Annotated in this window: 19 protein-coding genes; 14 read left to right on the top strand and 5 right to left on the bottom strand. The window is 46.3% G+C overall.

Annotated features, from left to right (window positions below; all coding sequences use genetic code 11):
- The first annotated feature begins 176 nt into the window (after positions 1-176).
- From QUB77_RS18695 to grxD, 3 genes are all read left to right on the top strand, one after another.
- Complete coding sequence (locus tag QUB77_RS18695) at positions 177-800, top strand: hypothetical protein (protein WP_333175818.1); 624 nt, start codon at positions 177-179, stop codon at positions 798-800.
- Between the two features lie 42 nt (positions 801-842).
- Entirely contained in the window at positions 843-1,103 is a 261-nt protein-coding gene (locus tag QUB77_RS18690) for a BolA family transcriptional regulator (RefSeq protein ID WP_333068825.1), read from the top strand.
- A 201-nt stretch (positions 1,104-1,304) separates the two neighbouring features.
- Positions 1,305-1,628 (top strand): Grx4 family monothiol glutaredoxin, encoded by a 324-nt coding sequence (gene grxD / locus QUB77_RS18685; RefSeq protein WP_190657705.1) that lies wholly within the window; start codon positions 1,305-1,307, stop codon positions 1,626-1,628.
- 303 nt (positions 1,629-1,931) lie between these two features.
- Here grxD and QUB77_RS18680 read toward each other — a convergent pair whose 3' ends face one another.
- Positions 1,932-2,180 (bottom strand): DUF6761 family protein, encoded by a 249-nt coding sequence (locus QUB77_RS18680; protein ID WP_332985209.1) that lies wholly within the window; start codon positions 2,178-2,180, stop codon positions 1,932-1,934.
- A gap of 126 nt (positions 2,181-2,306) precedes the next feature.
- Positions 2,307-2,549: a hypothetical protein gene (locus QUB77_RS18675; protein ID WP_333175815.1), complete on the bottom strand. Its 243-nt coding sequence runs from the start codon at positions 2,547-2,549 to the stop codon at positions 2,307-2,309.
- 227 nt (positions 2,550-2,776) lie between these two features.
- Here QUB77_RS18675 and QUB77_RS18670 point away from each other — a divergent pair, with 227 nt between their 5' ends.
- Entirely contained in the window at positions 2,777-3,511 is a 735-nt protein-coding gene (locus QUB77_RS18670) for a response regulator transcription factor (RefSeq protein ID WP_333175813.1), read from the top strand.
- 26 nt (positions 3,512-3,537) lie between these two features.
- Here QUB77_RS18670 and QUB77_RS18665 read toward each other — a convergent pair whose 3' ends face one another.
- Both QUB77_RS18665 and QUB77_RS18660 read right to left on the bottom strand, forming a co-directional pair.
- A complete protein-coding gene (locus tag QUB77_RS18665; RefSeq protein ID WP_333175811.1) occupies positions 3,538-3,888 on the bottom strand; it encodes a 4a-hydroxytetrahydrobiopterin dehydratase in 351 nt (116 codons plus the stop codon).
- A 268-nt stretch (positions 3,889-4,156) separates the two neighbouring features.
- The gene (locus tag QUB77_RS18660) at positions 4,157-5,524 is read right to left on the bottom strand and encodes an aldehyde dehydrogenase (protein ID WP_333175809.1); all 1,368 of its coding nucleotides are present in this window, start codon (positions 5,522-5,524) and stop codon (positions 4,157-4,159) included.
- 163 nt (positions 5,525-5,687) lie between these two features.
- Here QUB77_RS18660 and QUB77_RS18655 point away from each other — a divergent pair, with 163 nt between their 5' ends.
- From QUB77_RS18655 to QUB77_RS18645, 3 genes are all read left to right on the top strand, one after another.
- Positions 5,688-6,608 (top strand): glycine betaine ABC transporter substrate-binding protein, encoded by a 921-nt coding sequence (locus QUB77_RS18655; protein ID WP_333175807.1) that lies wholly within the window; start codon positions 5,688-5,690, stop codon positions 6,606-6,608.
- 91 nt (positions 6,609-6,699) lie between these two features.
- Positions 6,700-6,954 (top strand): hypothetical protein, encoded by a 255-nt coding sequence (locus QUB77_RS18650; RefSeq protein ID WP_333175805.1) that lies wholly within the window; start codon positions 6,700-6,702, stop codon positions 6,952-6,954.
- Positions 6,948-7,304 carry a type II toxin-antitoxin system PemK/MazF family toxin gene (locus QUB77_RS18645; protein WP_333175803.1) on the top strand — a complete coding sequence of 119 codons (357 nt, stop codon included), beginning with the start codon at positions 6,948-6,950 and terminating at the stop codon, positions 7,302-7,304. Before QUB77_RS18650 ends, QUB77_RS18645 begins: the two co-directional genes overlap by 7 nt.
- 98 nt (positions 7,305-7,402) lie before the next feature.
- Here the strand turns inward: QUB77_RS18645 and QUB77_RS18640 are convergent, their stop codons facing one another.
- Positions 7,403-9,676 (bottom strand): bifunctional (p)ppGpp synthetase/guanosine-3',5'-bis(diphosphate) 3'-pyrophosphohydrolase, encoded by a 2,274-nt coding sequence (locus tag QUB77_RS18640; protein WP_333175800.1) that lies wholly within the window; start codon positions 9,674-9,676, stop codon positions 7,403-7,405.
- Positions 9,677-10,139: 463 nt separating this feature from the next.
- Here QUB77_RS18640 and patD point away from each other — a divergent pair, with 463 nt between their 5' ends.
- The 7 genes from patD (at position 10,140) to QUB77_RS18600 (ending at position 17,353) form a co-directional block, all read left to right on the top strand.
- Complete coding sequence (gene patD / locus QUB77_RS18635) at positions 10,140-10,538, top strand: heterocyst frequency control protein PatD (protein ID WP_333175798.1); 399 nt, start codon at positions 10,140-10,142, stop codon at positions 10,536-10,538.
- Between the two features lie 45 nt (positions 10,539-10,583).
- The gene (locus QUB77_RS18630; protein WP_333175796.1) at positions 10,584-11,168 is read left to right on the top strand and encodes a zf-TFIIB domain-containing protein; all 585 of its coding nucleotides are present in this window, start codon (positions 10,584-10,586) and stop codon (positions 11,166-11,168) included.
- Positions 11,169-11,522: 354 nt separating this feature from the next.
- Complete coding sequence (locus QUB77_RS18625; RefSeq protein ID WP_333175794.1) at positions 11,523-13,196, top strand: ABC transporter ATP-binding protein; 1,674 nt, start codon at positions 11,523-11,525, stop codon at positions 13,194-13,196.
- A gap of 126 nt (positions 13,197-13,322) precedes the next feature.
- Entirely contained in the window at positions 13,323-14,396 is a 1,074-nt protein-coding gene (locus QUB77_RS18620) for an RNA polymerase sigma factor, RpoD/SigA family (protein WP_333175792.1), read from the top strand.
- A 179-nt stretch (positions 14,397-14,575) separates the two neighbouring features.
- On the top strand, positions 14,576-15,061 hold the full coding sequence (locus QUB77_RS18615) for a GNAT family N-acetyltransferase (protein ID WP_333175890.1): 486 nt from the start codon (positions 14,576-14,578) through the stop codon (positions 15,059-15,061).
- A 715-nt stretch (positions 15,062-15,776) separates the two neighbouring features.
- Positions 15,777-15,983 carry a glycogen debranching protein gene (locus QUB77_RS18605; RefSeq protein ID WP_333075545.1) on the top strand — a complete coding sequence of 69 codons (207 nt, stop codon included), beginning with the start codon at positions 15,777-15,779 and terminating at the stop codon, positions 15,981-15,983.
- A gap of 374 nt (positions 15,984-16,357) precedes the next feature.
- Entirely contained in the window at positions 16,358-17,353 is a 996-nt protein-coding gene (locus QUB77_RS18600; protein ID WP_333175789.1) for an AEC family transporter, read from the top strand.
- Positions 17,354-17,383: the final 30 nt, after the last annotated feature.

Genomic DNA, 17,383 nt, shown 5'->3' with positions numbered 1-17,383 from the left:
TGATGAGAACTTCCTGTCAAGTCTCTACTGAATTTTTCCTAAAGAGCCTTTTGCCCGATCGCGCACCCTTTGACATTTCAACAAATTTGGTTTACACTTAGCCGGTTGCGATCGCCAATGGTAAGATCGGCTCAAGCTAAATATTTTTTTAAAGCGCACAGGCGCAAAGTAATTTCATGGTATACTCTGGAACTGTTTGTTGGCTTCGCTCCACTGCCCGGATTACGATCGGGGCGATCGCAGCTTTTACCCTGTTGCAACCGCTCCAAGTCCAAGCACAACAACCTTCTGGGCCAGAGAACCAACCGCAAGTCGAACCCGCCGACGACCCCACAGACCCCAACAATCTTCGCCCTCTGACGCAAGACAGCAGCTTGCTGAGCGTCCCAGGAGGCCAGCGTTTGATGACAGAAGCCAGCAGTGCTATTTCTAATCAGAATTACGCACTCGCCAGTCAAAAACTCCAAGAATCCCGCCAAATTTTCAATCAACTGTCTAACTTCTATCAACAACTGGGTAGCAGTTTTGCCGGAATAGACATCCGCTTGGCGGAAAGCCACCGCACCAAAGCTGTAGAAACAGCGCAAATGCGCGACGAAGCTACCTACCGGCTGGCCTTGGTACACCGGGCGCAAAATAAGCCCGAACTCGCTGTGCCTCTGCTAATTCAGATTATTCGATCGCAGCAGCCAACTCGCGACTTGGGAAAGAAAGCTTACCAGCAGTTACTGGAATTGGGTTTTGTGGATTCGCCCTTTCCCCGGCCTGCCAGCAGTCAACCGAGCTCATCGACAAAATAGTTCCACTAAAATCTACATTACAGCCGTTTATCAGAGAAACCAATGGTTACACCGTCTCAAGTAGCAGAAATGATTAAGGCAGGGTTGCCCGACGCTAAAATACAAGTTGAGGATTTGACCGGCGGCGGTGACCACTACCAGGCGAGAGTCGTCTCTGCAGCCTTTGAAGGAAAAAGCCGAGTACAGCAGCACCAACTGGTCTACGGCGCTCTCAAACAGGCAATGGCTAGTGAAGCCATCCACGCTTTGGGCTTGGAAACCTTAACTCCCGCAGAATGGGAAGCGAAAAGTCAAGTTGCTTAATTGTTGACTTGCAAGTGGGTATCACAAATTTGTGCTTTTGTCAATAGTGGGTTGAGAGACAACTACTACACTCACGCACAAAAAGCAAAGAAACCGGGTTTTTCAACCGGAATCTATGGCTGTAACGAGACATTTTCGTAAAAAACCCGGTTTCTGCCTCAGTCAACGTTTAAAACTTTTCAAACAATATTAGGACCTACCATGAGTACAACAGCACATCAAAGAATTGACGAGTTGGTTAAGCAAAACAAAATCATGGTGTTTATGAAGGGCAATAAGTTAATGCCCCAGTGCGGTTTTTCTAATACTGTGGTGCAAATTCTCAATACTTTGGGAGTGCCTTACGAAACTGTGGATGTTTTGGCCGACCAGGAAATTCGTCAAGGCGTTAAAGAGTATTCCAACTGGCCGACAATTCCCCAAGTTTATATCAACGGCGAGTTTATTGGTGGCTCGGATATTATGATCGAGATGTATCAAAAGGGCGAATTGCAAGAAGTTGTAGAAGTGGCTTTGGCTTCTTAAATTAGACAGAAAAAACATATCCCCGACTTCTTAAAGAAGTTGGGGAAATAACAGCAATCGCGTTTTACGTTGAATTAGGTTGATTTACTTAATTATTCGTTACCAGGCAGAGCCGGGGAACGCAATGCGGTCGGCTCGACATCCAATTTTTAGGCTCCCAAAGCGATGCCGAGCCTGTGGACATCGGTTCCCCAGCACGGCCAGGGAACCAGTTAAGCGCAGTACAAGTTCCCAATTCCCAATTCCCAATTCCCAATTCCCAATTCCCAATTCATCAAGGGTTTATCAAACCGAATTTGCTATTTAATAGTAGTCGGCTTCAGTTTGGGTCTGTGGCATTGCAAAATTGGAGGGGTCGTGAATGTAACGCGCTGCTTCTTCCTCTAGCCTGTGAATCAGATAGGGTTCCAAACTGTTGGAATGCCGCAGGGCTGCTAAATACCCATCTAAGTAAAGCCGCAGGTCATCGAAGCGATAACCTCTATTCCACATTTCGACGAGGGCGTCGGTGAGTTTTTGGTAGTGCCGGATTGTTTGGGTGTCTTGTAGCATGGTGTCAGGTTGAAATCCTTTGTGGTTTGTATAATGACGGCGGGATTTAGGAATGGCCTCGATTGATGCTGAGTGGCTCAGAAGAGAGGCTATTTCTAAATAAAAGTTTTTACCCTGCTCAACAGGCTACCCTCCATAAAAAATTTCACTCGTTGCAATGCAGTTGCTCGACTTTTTGCGCGCACCTAGATAATTCGCTGTGCGTTTAATGGAGTCGGGATGTTGCTGAATTTTGCCGTCAAAGTGGCTGAGTGTTCCGGCTACCGAGCGAACGGTTGGAGGAATTCTAGTTTCACTTGCGCGATTTGTCAACCTCCTGGGAGTGGGGGCTGGGTCGGGGGGATCGCTTTTGGCAGGCGGTTGGGGCATGGGGTCGATCGGCTTTACACTGTCTTATTTTCATTGTAAGCTCATCGCCAGAAGGATTTAACCTTTCTGCAGGCTGACCCTGCCAAATTAACCCAATCTTTAAAATTCCTACCCTAGGTATGTCCGCTGCTTTAAAGGCAGCTAATGCTTGAGTAGCGATGGTTACAAAAGCTTGACAAAAGCTCTGTTAACCTTGTAGCAATTAGTGATATGGGAAGCTCGCCTCTGTGGAATCTGCAAGTATTTCAATTGTTGAAGGGAATCCGCACCTGCGATCGCTCTTGGGCTGGCATCTACAGCAAGTCGGTCACTGGGTGCACCAGTCAGCGGATATCAGTCACGCTAGGGAAATATTTTTCAGCCGTCAGCCAACCCTAGTCATTCTGGATGCCCAATTGCCGGATGGGGACGGTTTGGAATTTTGCCACTGGCTGCAACAGCAGCAGCAGTCGCTGATTTTGATGCTGTCAGCGCGGAATTCGGAATCGGATATTGTTGAAGGTTTAAGGGCGGGCGCAGACGATTACCTGACTAAACCCTTTGGGATGCAAGAGTTTATGGCGAGGGTGGAAGCTCTGATGCGCCGCAACCGCACGATGGTACCGCCGGCGACGCTGGAGTGCGGGCTGCTGAAAATTGATTTGGTGCAGCGCCGAGTCAGATTGTACGAGGAACATATTGAGCTGACTCCCCAGGAATTTAGCCTGCTATACGTGCTAGCTCAAGCTGGAGGAGTGCCGCTGTCGCGCTCGGATTTGCTGCGTCGGGCCTGGCCCGATGCGATTGATAACCCCCGGACGATCGACACTCACGTACTCTCTCTGCGTAAAAAAATCGAAAACGACCCGCGACAGCCGAGCCTGATTCAAACTGTGCGGAATGTCGGCTACCGACTGAATCTGGAGTTGTTGAATGGGAATCAACGGCTTTCTCCGTTGGTACCCGGAGCTGTGAGTTCTTAGACTACGATCGAGCTATAAGTCGGATTTTATTTTGGGAATTGATTGGCGATCGCATCTGTTTTCGCCGCCATAATAAAATCATTGCGGTGCAGTCCAGAAATCGCATGAGTCCACCAAGTCACGGTAACTTTTCCCCACTCGGTTAACAGTGCGGGGTGATGTCCTTCGATTTCTGCTGCTTCGCCGACGCTGTTTGTAAAGGCGATCGCACTTTTGAAATCCGGGAATTCGTAGGTGCGTTCTATTTGCGGAATGCCATTTTTTTCGATTAAATTCCAGTCGGGAATTTGAGGTTTTAGCTGGACAATTTCGTAAGCTGTGAGGCGGGGAGAGTTGGGGCGGCAGGCGGCACAGCGTTCTTTTGCTAAAGGTTCCATAAATTGCTTGTTAGCGAGAAGATGCTAAAAGATATTATAGACATTTCTAATGTGGATTATTTTGGACGGGGCAACAGTCCTTTAGGAGTGACGTAGAGAGTGTGATGGAAATCGTTCAAAAAACCGATGAGCAATCATTTAAAATTTATGGAAATAATCGTTCACAGTGGAATTGCTTAACCGGTTAATATTAGGAAGGGGTGGGCTGATTTGGCTATCTCGCTTATATTGTCAAAGTTGGTGAGCCCGCCCCTGCAAGTGCGATCGATCAACCGATAACTTTCTTAATCAAATCCAACTTACCTAGATAGGGAGCGTAGCGCCATTTTAAGTCAAGTAAAAATGACTTTTGCAGCACGCTTTTTTGATGAGAGAAAGTGTCAAAACTTGCTTTGCCGTGATAGGTGCCGATGCCGCTGTCGCCAACTCCGCCAAAAGGTAAACTTGTTACTCCGACTTGCATAACCGTGTCGTTGAGACAAACTCCCCCCGAAGAAGTTTCCCGCAAAACTCGCTCTTGTTTCTCTTTATCCTTCGAGAACAAATACAAAGCTAGGGGTTTGGGACGGGCGTTGATTTGGGCGATCGCCTCGCCGAAATCATCATACTCCAAAACTGGCAAAATCGGCCCAAAAATCTCATCCTTCATCACAGGCGCATCCCAGGAAACCTTGTCGAGAACCGTCGGTGCAATATATTTATCTTCGGGGTTTGTTTGGCCGCCGACGACAACTTCTCCGTCTTTGATAAACTCTGCCAAACGTCCTAAATGATGCTGATTGATAATTCGGGAATAGTCGGGACTTTTCTGCGGATCGTCGCCGTAAAATCCGTGAATTGCTGTTTTAATTGCCTGCATCAAATCGGGTTTAACTTTTTTATCAACTAACAGGTAATCGGGAGCGATACAAGTTTGACCGGCATTGATGAATTTGCCCCACGCAATGCGTTTAGCAGTGTATTCAACTTGAATATCTGAGTCTACAATGCAAGGAGTTTTGCCGCCCAATTCCAAGGTTACAGGTGTCAGGTGTTTAGCGGCGGCTTCCATGACTATTCTACCGATTTTTGTGCCTCCTGTAAAGAAGATGTGGTCGAATTTTTCGGCTAATAATTGTTGGCTGATTTCCACTCCTCCTTCGACGGCGGCTACGTAGGCGGGATCGAAGGTTTTGGTAATCATGTCGGCGACAACTTCCGACGTGTGCGAGGCGATTTCAGAAGGTTTGAGGATGGCGCAGTTGCCGGCGGCGATCGCCCCGACCAAAGGTGATATCATTAGCTGAAATGGGTAATTCCAAGGCCCGATGATTAAAACTACGCCCAAAGGTTCTGGGTAAATGCGGGCTGATGCTGGGAATTGATCGATCGAAGTAGGCACTTTTTTCGGCTTTGCCCACGATTTTACATTTTTGATGGCATAATTAACTTCTGCGATCGCAGCAATTTCAAAATAAGCCTCGTACTCCGGCCTGTTCAAATCAGCCTTGACAGCATCCACAATCCGTGATTGATTGGAGACGATCGCACTTTTGAGATTCTTGAGTTGTTCGATCCGAAAATCCACATCCTTAGTTTTCCCAGTCGCAAAAAATTGTCGCTGCTGCTGGATAATATCGCTGACTCTGATTACCATATTTATTCCTCCATGTCTATCAATAAATGTTACAACAGGAAAACGGAAGTTGGGTAAAGTGCGATCGGTGTTAAAGCGCAGACTTCTTCAATAAGTCGGGGATATTGGCTTTATGCTATAACTTATAAGGTATTAATTGTAGATTTTTAATGTGAGTTAAGTCATGAAAATCTCTAAAAACGATTTTTTTTTCTATTCCTGCTGGCTGCTTTGCTTGCTTGCAGTAGCAGGATGTACCTCTAAGCCCCAAAAGCAAGTTGTCATCTGCTCGAAAGACTTTACCGAACAAGTCATCCTTGCAGAAATTTTAGCACGCCATATCGAAGCTAAAACAGATATCAAAGTAGAACGAGAACTGAATCTCGGAGGTTCGCTTTGCCATCAATCCCTAACAGCAGGTAAAATCGATTTGTACGTCGAATACACGGGTACTGCTTACGCCAACCTGCTCAAACAAAAACCGATTTCTGACCCCAAAAAAGTCCTCGATTACCTCAAACAAGAATATCCCAAACAGTTTAAAGCTGAGTGGACGGAACCGCTGGGATTTAATAACAGTTTTGCGATTATTGTGCGCGGAGACGATGCCAAAAAACTCAATTTACAAACTCTCTCGCAACTTGGGAAAGCTGCACCTAACCTCCGGGCTGCTTTCGGCCCAGAATTTAAGGAGAGAGAAGATGGATTTCCCGGGTTGGCTAAAACTTACGGGATTAAGTTTCGAGAAGAACCGAAGGAGTTGCTGTTAGGATTGCTTTATCAAGCGCTGCAACAAAAAGAAGTAGATGTGATTGCTGGTAATACGACGGACGGTTTGATTCAAAGTTTGGGTTTAGTAGTGCTCAAAGATGACAAGAACTATTTCCCGCCCTACGAAGCAGTTCCCGTTGTGCGATCGCAAATTTTGGAAAAATACCCGGAATTGCGTCCAGTCCTCGCAGAATTGGGCGGCAAAATCTCTGAGGAAGATATGCGACGACTCAATTATCAAGTTGATAAGAAACAGCAGGAAGCTGGAGAAGTAGCCCAGAACTTTTTGCAGCAAAAGCTGGGCGAGTCAAAGCCAGTAAGTCCGCCCAAATAAAGGGTTTCATTGTTCTGCCTGTTTGCTGAAGCCTATTGTGGTTAGCTATACTATGAGTTAGACTCATATAAATAAATGAAGGTATAAAGCTATGACAACTGTCAAAACTGCTATCTCATTGCCAGCATCTTTATTGGAACAAGCCGAAACATTAGCTGGCGAAATGCAAATTTCTCAGAGTTTTTTAATCGAAATAGCCCTTGAAGAATTTATCCGCCGCCGCGAAAATCAACAACTGTTAGAAAAAATTAATGCTGCTTGCGAAGCACCTCTCTCTGAAGAAGAACAAGTTTTGCTTCGCAAGATGAGTCGCTCTCATCGCAGGCTGGTGGAAGGCGAATGGTAATAAATCAAGGTGATATTTTTTGGATAGAACTTGATGAGCCTTCTGGTTCAGAACCCGGTTATCTCCATCCCCATGTAATCATTCAGAACAATTTATTCAATCGTTCCCGCATTAATACGGTTGTTGTTTGTGTGCTTACTTCAAATCTCAGACGGGCTAATTCACCAGGAAATGTCCTGTTAGAAGCAGGAGAAGCTGATTTACCAGAACAAAGTGTTGTTAACGTCTCGCAGATTTTGACGATCGATAAATCTCAGTTAGGTGAGAAAATTGGCACACTCTCGGCCGAGCGAGTTGGTCAAATTCTTGATGGAATTAGGCTGGTACTTGAACCTCGCGAAGCTGAGTAAAACTTTCCTTAGCCTTTTAAATTTTATGGGGCTGAACCTCTCCTCAGCTAGTTATCAGGTGCGCGGGGCGCACCCTACAATACAGTTAGGCTATCTTCTTAAGTCCCTTCACTCAGCCGCCGCAAATTCAAAATATCGCTCATCTTTTTAATTTGCATACAAGTGCGCTCGAACTGTTGTTTATCCTGGATATCCATGCACAAGTCAATTAATGCCGGCAATCCGGGATATGTTTTGACTTGAGCGCTGCGGACGTTCACTTGGTTGTCCTTCAAATGCGATAACACATCATTGAGAACTCCCACTCGATCGAGGGCTTCAATTTGAATGTTAACCGGATAAGTGTTGGGTCGAGATTCATTGCGGTTACTCGAATTCCAACTCACAGGAACTAACCGATCGCCCGGTACGCTCTCAACATTTGAACAGCCTTGCCGGTGAATCGAAATTCCGCGAGTGCGAGTCACAACTCCAATAATTGATTCCCCAGGAATCGGACAGCAACAGCCAGATAAATGGTAGAGCAATCCCTCTACACCTGCGATCGGCGATTTACTCGGAGACGAACTCGGTACTGGTTTCGGTGTCGTCGATGCAGGTATTAGCTGGGGCACTTCCTGTCCTCCTGCGGGAGCAGCTTCAATTTTTTGCTGCACTTTTACTAAATCTCGCAGTCGATTTACTACGAGATTTAGAGTCACTTCGCCGTAGCCCAAACCGGCGATTAAATCTTCGACGCTGTGGTAGTTGCAGCGCTGAGCCACAGACTGCATGGGTTCAGATTTCAGCAAAGATTCTAAGCCGTTTTTACCTAATTCTTTTTCCAGCAATTCCCGCCCGCGAGCGAGATTTTCATCTCGGTGCGATCGCTTCAACCACTGGCGAATTCGGTTTTTTGCTCCGTTTGTCTTGACAAAATTCAGCCAGTCGGAACTTGGATGACCATTTTTTTGGGTCAAGATTTCTACAATATCGCCGTTCTTTAAAACCTTGTCTAGTGTTACCATTCGCCCGTTGACTCTCGCACCGGTGCAGCGATTGCCAATTTCTGTGTGAATACGGTAAGCAAAATCTACGGGAGTTGAGCCGCTATTGAGAGCAATCACGTCTCCGTTAGGAGTAAAAACGTAAATATCTTCGTCGAATAAGTTGTCCTTAATACTTTGTAAATATTCGCGATCGTCTTTGAGGTCGCTTTGCCATTCTAGGAGTTGTCGCAGCCAAGTAAATTTTTCGTCGTCGCCGGTAACTGTTGTGTTAGAACCGCCAGTTTCTTTGTATTTCCAGTGGGCGGCAATGCCGTATTCTGCAATGTGGTGCATTGCTACGGTGCGAATTTGCACTTCGATGGGGCGGCCGCTGGTTCCGATTACTCCGGTGTGCAAAGATTGGTAGCGGTTGGCTTTTGGTAAACCGATATAATCTTTAAAGCGGCCGGGAATCGGGCGGAAAGAATCGTGGACGATCGCCAACGCGCGATAACAGTCATCATTGGTTTCTACTATGATCCGCACCGCAGCAATATCGTACACTTGGTTAAAGCCTTTTTGGCGCCGCTGCATCTTCCCATAAATCCCGTACAAATGTTTGGGACGGCCACTGACTTCATAGCATTTAATGCCTAAATTGTCAAGCCTTTCTCGCAAACTATCTGTGACTTCTGCGAGTTGAGTTTCTCGATCGGCCCGCTTCACTGCCACCAATTCCTGAATTTCGCGGTAAGCTTCCGGTTCTAGGTATTTAAACGCTAAATCTTCCAATTCCCACTTAAAGCGCCCGATACCCAAACGGTTCGCCAGGGGAGCAAAAATATCTCGGGTTTCTAAGGCAATACTGCGCTGCTTTTCTTCGGATAAATGCTCCAAAGTCCTCATGTTGTGCAGCCGATCTGCCAGTTTGACGACTATGACGCGAATATCTTTAGCCATTGCTAGAAACATTCGGCGGAAATTTTCAGCAAGGCGCTCTGTTTTGCTGGAAAAATTAAACTTAGAAAGCTTGGTGACACCTTCGACCAACTGTCGCACTTCCGCACCGAACCGCTGTTCTATTTCTTCGAGAGTAATATCCGTATCTTCAACAATGTCGTGGAGGAAGCCCGCGGCAATCATGACGTTGTTGCCGCCCATATACCGGAGTATTCCAGCCACAGCTACCGGATGGCAAATGTAAGGTTCTCCCGATTTGCGGTATTGTCCTTCGTGCAAGTCGCGCGCAAATTCAAAGGCCCGACAAATTAAGCTGTCGTCAGTCGAACAATTCGGGTTACAGCCCCCATCCGGCTGCGATCGATTATTCAGGCATTCTTGCAGCCAATCGGGAACTACGGCAGGATCGATCGAAGGAGAGGGAGTCAGAGTGTTCGCGTTCATGGGGTACACCTTTAAAACTTAGAAATACAAATGGTTAAAAGCCGGTTTCCGGTTGAATTGCCGAAATTATGTGTTTAGCTATACTAAACTAATTGAATGCCACAATTTGCAATTCAAAAAAATAGTCGATTTTTCTGTTAACTATACCTATCTACTTCCGAGTCGCCCCCCCTCGCAGGTAGGAAAATATAGTGACACCACTGCAGCCTCCGCAGTCTGTCGATCGGGGAAAATCGGGTAAAATCAGCAGATTTGGGCGGTAGCCGTTGAGGTAGCGGGGGATCGGCATTTACCGGCAACGCTAAACAAAAAGCAGCAGCCAGAAGGGTAGAGTCAGGGCAGCAAATCAAAAAAAGTTCTCACAAAACAGGGAATTGCTCCAAAAACGCACCGCTTCCCTCCATATGAGCAAACTTAAGTAAGTATCTACTTTGATTATAAATACAAATTTGTTTACAAAATCATGATATTGTCCGAAGACCGCCGCCAGTGCTACCAAGAATTACAGCAAGCACTAGAACAACTACAAAGAACTGCTGCACAGGATAATCTGGATCGGGCCGCGCTGGCGATCGAATACACAAAAGTGCAACAATTTTTCGGAAACCAAATTATGAGAGCCGAAAGCGATGACTTAGACGCCTCAGAAACACCCCCAGAGCAGTCCTATTTGACGGAAATTCACAAGCAACTGCGGTTATTGGGGACAGATGTCACGTTTTTGCAAGCGTCGCGCCAGCCAGCGACAGCAAAGGCGAGGCAAACTGGGGCGATCGCGCGGCTCAACACGCTAATTGGCTACTGTGGCGCGCTGCTGCAAAAAAATTCTGGTTCTTCAGGGCCCGCCCAGATACAGAATTAATAATTGAATTAACAGGGAATTAATAAGGCAAGGAGAAATAAAGCGGTGGAATGTCCAAAATGTAAACATCCTAACTTAGAAGGCGGTACCTTAGCCGGCCGTATGTCGGTGCAGTGGTGTCCCAACTGTTACGGTATCTGGATTCCAGGCAGAGAATACGAAGCTTGGCAAAAAGAGCAAAGCCAGTGGTACAACAAATCCGAGAAGCCTGATCCGACAGGGACGCTCGGCATAGAATTCACACCGTCTGTCTACGACAGCAAAGCAGCGCTGTGTCCCGAAGACGGTCACTATCTGTCGCGGGCGAAAGTTCCTTTTAGTAGAGTCCCCTTTTACATAGAGCGCTGTATGTTGTGCGGGGGCATTTGGTGCGATAACGGCGAGTGGGACATTCTCGAAAGTCTGGGATTCCACACCGAGATTGACAAGATGTTTTCTCCGAATTGGCAAGCTAAGGCCCGCGTACAAGAACTCGCCTCTCGCGAACGTCAAGTGCTGACTGAGAAACTGGGGCCGGATATCGCCGGATATGTGTTGGAACTTGCGGAAGTTTTAGCAGACCATCCTCACGCAGATTGTGCCGCTACTTACATACTGCGGAGAGCGGAGTTGAAGCGAAGGGAAATTTAGTCAGTTGTCAGTTGTTAGTTGTCAGTTGTTAGTTGTCAGTTGTCAGTTATCAGTTATCAGTTGCTCGGTGAATGATGTACTAATAAAAGCTTGGTTTGTAGCTATTTTTATTTGTATTTACAAACAGCAGAGCAGTCTCTTGCCAATAACTAATAACTCTTAAACACTAAGAAGTAACAACTAACAGCCAGTATATTGACCATTAAATAACAAATAACAACTGACTACTGACTACTGACCGAAAGCATCCAGGATACAAGCCCCCGAATTGATCCGTGGGGTTAATGCTTTAATTCTTTAATCTAAAATCCAAAATCTAAAATCTAAAATCGATTGACTAAGGACTAAGGACTAATGACTAATGACTCTTCTCTATTTTCCGTTGACAATCTGCGAGTAGCTTATCCTCAGCGGCGCGGCCAATCCGGTTGGGCCGTTGACGGGGTTTCCCTGACGCTGAAACCGGGGGAAAAGCTCGGATTAGTTGGGGAGTCTGGGTGCGGTAAGTCAACTTTGGGAAGGGCGGCGATGCGGTTGCTGCCGGATTCAACGCTGATTGAGGGGCGAGTGAGTTTTGCTGGAGAATCGGTGTTTGATATGAATGCTTCGCGGCTGAGACGGTTTCGGGGCGAAGCTGTAGCATTGATTTTTCAAGATCCGATGACTCGTCTCGATCCTTTGATGACTGTAGGAGAACATTGCATCGAGACTTTGCAAGCTCACAGACCGAATTTGGATCGCAAGCAAGCTAAGAAACGGGCGATCGAAACTCTGGAAGCTGTGAAAATTCCCGCGTCTCGCTGGTCGCAATTTCCCCACGAATTTAGCGGCGGAATGCGGCAAAGAGTAGCAATTGCTTTGGCTCTTTTGCTCGATCCCAAATTAATTGTGGCAGACGAACCGACTACAAGTTTGGACGTAACTGTCGCTGCTCAGATTTTGCAGGAATTAACCCGACTTTGCGCGGAACGGGGAACGGCTATTTTGTTGATTTCTCACGATTTGGCGATGGTGGCTGAGTATTGCGATCGCATTGCGGTGATGTACGGCGGCAAAGTCGTAGAAACAGGGCCGGTGCAAAACGTGTTTGAAAAGCCGCAGCACGAATATACTCGATCGCTCCTCAAAGCAGCTTTGCACATTCAAGCCGATTCTGACAAAGGATTAGCATTCGAGGAAATCAGGACTGAAGTCGTTACTGCAAACTCAACAAATTCGCCTCTTTTGACCGTAACGAATTTGCAGCAACACTACAGTTTAGAAAGCAATTTATTGGCTCAGTTGTTTTCCCGGAATCGCCAGGTAATTAAAGCAGTAGACGGCGTTAGTTTAGATCTAGAACGGGGAGAAACCCTAGGGCTTGTAGGGGAGTCCGGCTGTGGCAAAAGTACCTTGTCACGCACGATTTTGCAGCTAATTACCGCGACTGGCGGCAAAGTTGAATTTCAAGGAATAGATATAACTGCCCTGAACCGCAATGCTGTGAGGAAGCACCGCCGCGAAATGCAAATGATCTTTCAAGACCCCCACGCTTGCCTGAATCCAATGATGACTGTCGGGCAAAGTATTGCTGACCCTTTGTTTATTCACAAATTAGCTAATGGCAGCGAAGCTAAAAAACAAGTAATCCAAATGTTAGAGCGGGTGGGTTTAAGTCCAGGGGAGGATTTCTTTCGTCGCTATCCGGGGGAATTGTCAGGAGGACAACAGCAGCGAGTTTCGATCGCCCGCGCTTTGATTACTCGGCCGCAACTGATAATTTGCGACGAACCCGTGAGTATGCTGGATGCCAGCGTGCAGACTCAAGTATTAGAACTGATGTTGGAGTTGAAGCAGGAATTTAATTTGACTTATCTGTTTATTACGCACGATTTGTGGGTGGCGAGATTTTTTTGCGATCGTATTGCGGTAATGAATGCTGGAAAAATTGTTGAAATCGGTAAGACTAGGGATATTTTTACTAATCCGCAGCACCCTTATACTCAGCAATTATTGCAGGCAGCTCCTTTACTGGCTCGAACTCAATAGAAAGGTAGAAAATTGGGGCCATCTAATTTCTGTCACGGACTTCTAGATGGATTTCGGAAATTTCCGGTTAAATTGGTTAAAGTTAAGGGATACTTTTCAAATCCTTCCACCGACACCAAGCACGATATGGCAGAATCTGACCTAGGCAGTTTTGCGGTGGCACCCGAAGCCTCATTCGCGATCGCACAAGATGAAGACACTGAGATCGATCGTCCCACGGTAACTCGCTCGTCAGCATACAACAACTGGTCTGCCGACGATCCAGTGGGAGCTTTGTTCAAGGAAATGGCTCGCTATCCTCTACTGACTGCCACCGAAGAGGTGGAGTTGGCGCGCCGCGTTCAAGAATTGGTAGCCCTGGATGAACTAGAACAGCGTTTGCAGCAGGAATTAGACAGAGTGCCGACAAAAGCTGAACTCGCAGCGGCTTTGGGGATAAGCGAAACTCAACTGCAACAACTTCGCCACCAGTGTCAGTCGGCGAAACGGAAAATGATCAGCTCGAATTTGCGCTTGGTGGTTTCGATTGCCAAACGCTATCTCAATCGGGGCGTGCCTTTTCTCGATTTAATTCAGGAAGGAGCTTTGGGTTTGAACCGGGCTGCCGAAAAGTTCGATCCGGAGAAGGGTTACAAGTTTTCTACTTATGCCTATTGGTGGATTCGCCAAGGAATTACCCGGACAATTGCCAATCAAGGGCGGACGATTCGCTTGCCTGTTCACATTGTCGAACAGTTAAATAAACTCAAAAAAGTTTATCGAGATTTGAAGCGTTCTCTTCAACGCAATCCAACTGAAACTGAACTTGCTAGAGAAATGCAAGTTTCTTGCGAACAGCTTCGCTACCTCCAGCAAGTACGCCGGCAATCTTTGTCTCTCAATCACCGCATCGGCTCAGAAGAAAGTTCGGAACTTTTGGATGTTCTCGAAGATAACGCGACGCAATCTCCCGAAGCTCAGATGAATGAGATGATGATGCGCCAAGATATTTTGGAGGTGTTGGACAGTATTTTGACTGAGCGGGAAAAAGAGATTGTTGCTATGCGTTACGGTTTGGTGACCGGCGAACCTTACACTTTAGAAGAGGTCAGCAATTTGTTCAATTTGTCCCGCGAACGAGTCCGTCAAATTCAAAATAAGGCAATGCGAAAGCTGCGCCGCCCTCAAGTGACGGAGCGATTGAAGGGCTGGTTGAAATAAGCTAAAAAACATTGAGTTGGCATTGTAAAAAATCTTAAAATTATTCTGGGGGACACTCCGATCCCCCCGTATATATGCTGATTAAATGGGGAAAAACTTAATTAAAAATTACAAATTAAAAATGTCTTGATGTGGTATTTTTAATTGTTGATTGTCGCGTACTACTTACTTATCTATTTATGTCTTCTGAGGTAATTTTGCGTCCAGCTACCCGCGCCGACGTGCCGGTGCTGTTTGATTTGATTAAAGCTTTAGCTGAGTACGAAAAATTATCTCATGCCGTTACTGGCAATGCGGTTGATTTGGAGAATCATTTGTTTGGGGATCGACCTTTTGCTGAAGCGATTTTAGCCGAGTGCGAAGGTCAAGTTGTGGGCTGGGCGCTGTTTTTTTACAATTATTCTACTTTTTTGACTCAGCCGGGAATTTATTTGGAAGATTTGTTTGTGCTCCCTGAGTTTCGAGGGCGGGGTATTGGCAAGTCTTTGATAGTTTATTTAGCCAAGTTGACTGTTGAAAGGGGCTGCGGGCGTTTGGAATGGAGTGTTTTGGATTGGAATGAATTGGCGATCGGATTTTACAAGGGTATCGGTGCTGATGTGATGCCCGACTGGCGGATTTGCCGGGTTGCGGGCGAGTCTTTGGCAACTTTGGCATCGAAGTGATTTTAGATAACACTTGGCAAAAATATCGATCGTAGGGTGTGCACGGAGCAAGCACCTTCCGACTAATCTGTAGTCAACCGGTGCGCATTGCGCACCCTACAAACTACTAATCTGTAGGGTGTGCACCGCGCACCTTCCTACAAACTACTAATCTGTAGTCAACCGGTGCGCAATGCCCACCCTACAAACTACTAATCTGTAGGGTGTGCACCGCGCACCTTCCTACAAACTACTAATCTGTAGGTGCGCAATGCGCACCCTACAAACTACTAATCTGTAGGGTGTGCACCGCGCACCTTCCTACAAACTACTAATCTGTAGGGTTTGCACCGCGCACCTTCCGACTAATCTGTAGCGCCTCAAATCTGTGGTTGCGTAAATCCTAGTAGATAATTGACGAAAATATAGGAAAATTTAAATAACAGTAGATTTTGATTGAGAGAGTAGATCGTGATTATTTGGGTAAACGAGCAAATCGATCCGTCGGGCATTCTTTATTCTTGCATTGCTTGTTGCGATGAAAGCTACAAACTACTAATCTGTAGGGTGTGCACCGCGCACCTTCCTACAAACTACTAATCTGTAGGGTGTGCACCGCGCACCTTCCGACTAATCTGTAGCGCCTCAAATCTGTGGTTGCGTAAATCCTAGTAGATAATTGACGAAAATATAGGAAAATTTAAGTAACAGTAGATTTTGATTGAGAGAGTAGATCGTGATTATTTGGGTAAACGAGCAAATCGATCCGTCGGGCATTCTTTATTCTTGCATTGCTTGTTGCGATGAAAGCCAAGCGAAGGATTGCCACGAATCTTTTGAGAAGAATTTGACGGCAGAGCAAAAACAGCAGGGCTGGGTTGCTACTTTGCGGACTGTTAGTTCTTGGGATGAGGTGCCTGTTAATGCTTTGAAATTGAATTAAGGAGTGCAAGTCATTAGCAGCTTTAGTGTCGCCCTGTTTCGGTTCGAGAGAAATGGCAGGAAAACGTGGGACATCTGTTTGGAAAAGGCAAGATAGCTCGATCGCACATTGGTCAAATTACAAAAGGTGTGGTGAATCAGAAGGTAAAAAGCTGCAATCATTTGGGGCTGCGAGTCTGAGGATTGTGCCCGGGAAAGTGCGGGAATTTGGGCGAAATTTTTCGGGCTGGCACTGCTGCGAACACGCTAGGACGAAAAAGGGTGCAAGTGCGATCCTCTTCGAGGGCTCCGCTAACGACAATTCGCATTTCTTAAACGGATTTTAGCATTACTATTAATAGATAGAGGCATTTCCAATTGTCTAGTTAAATTTTTATGATTGAAACCTTATTTCACGCTTATACGCCTCTAGTTATCTGGACGGGCTTAGGACTGCTGCTGTTTAGGTACATCCCAGTTGATTTTCCCAAGCTGCTGAGCCACTTTCTTTTCTGGATTGGGATACCGCTGCAAATTCTAGTTTTAGCCCGTCAGAGCGATTTTTCGGGTGCTGTGGGATTCACGCCGGCGATCGCCATATTCGTGTTATTTCTGAGTACGAGTTGTGCTTGGCTGACGTGGGTATTATTGCGTAGGCTGAGTGCGGCCCACATCAAAAATCCCTATTTTCAGGGCAAAAATTCTCTAGTAAATTTATTTTTATTAAATTTTAATACCCTGAAGCGATCGAGCCAAGGCAGTTTTCTCCTAGCTGCGATGTTAGGGAATACGGGCTTTGTTGGATTAGCAATCACCCCGTCTATCATCAGCACCGATAACAACAACTGGGCTGTATTGTACAGCGTCACTAACAACGTTATTGGAACTTATTGTTTTGGTGTATTTATTGCTAGCTATTTCGGGAACTCCGAGCAAAAAAATCACTGGTGGACTCAGCTCCGGGACGTGCTGACAGTTCCCGCTCTGTGGGCATTTTTAATTGGTTTTTATACTAGAAACATCCCCCTGCCCGAAACAGTGGAATCGGGATTGCAGACTGCTGTTTGGGTGGTAATTGCCAGTGCTTTGCTGTTGGTTGGCATCCGGCTGAGGTCTATTAAAACATGGGAAAGTTTTGAACTGGCGTTAATACCGTCGCTGTTAAAAGTGGTAATTGTGCCAGTGCTGATCGGATTGGGTGCTAGTTATTTCGGATTGACCGGCGATCCGAGGTTCGTGTTGGTGTTGATGTCGGGAACGCCCACAGCTCTTTCCGTGCTGATTTTAGCAGAAGTATACGAGCTCGATCGCGATTTGTTAGCTAGCAGCATCGCCATAACTTCCGTCGGGTTGCTGGTGATGCTTCCCTTGTGGTTAGCTGGGTTTAGTTAATATTAGCTAAAATTTCAAATTAGATTGCTC

The sequence above is a fragment of the Microcoleus sp. AT9b-C3 genome, from assembly GCF_036705485.1.
Taxonomy (GTDB): domain Bacteria; phylum Cyanobacteriota; class Cyanobacteriia; order Cyanobacteriales; family Microcoleaceae; genus Microcoleus.
This window is presented reverse-complemented; position numbering and strand designations above follow the sequence as displayed.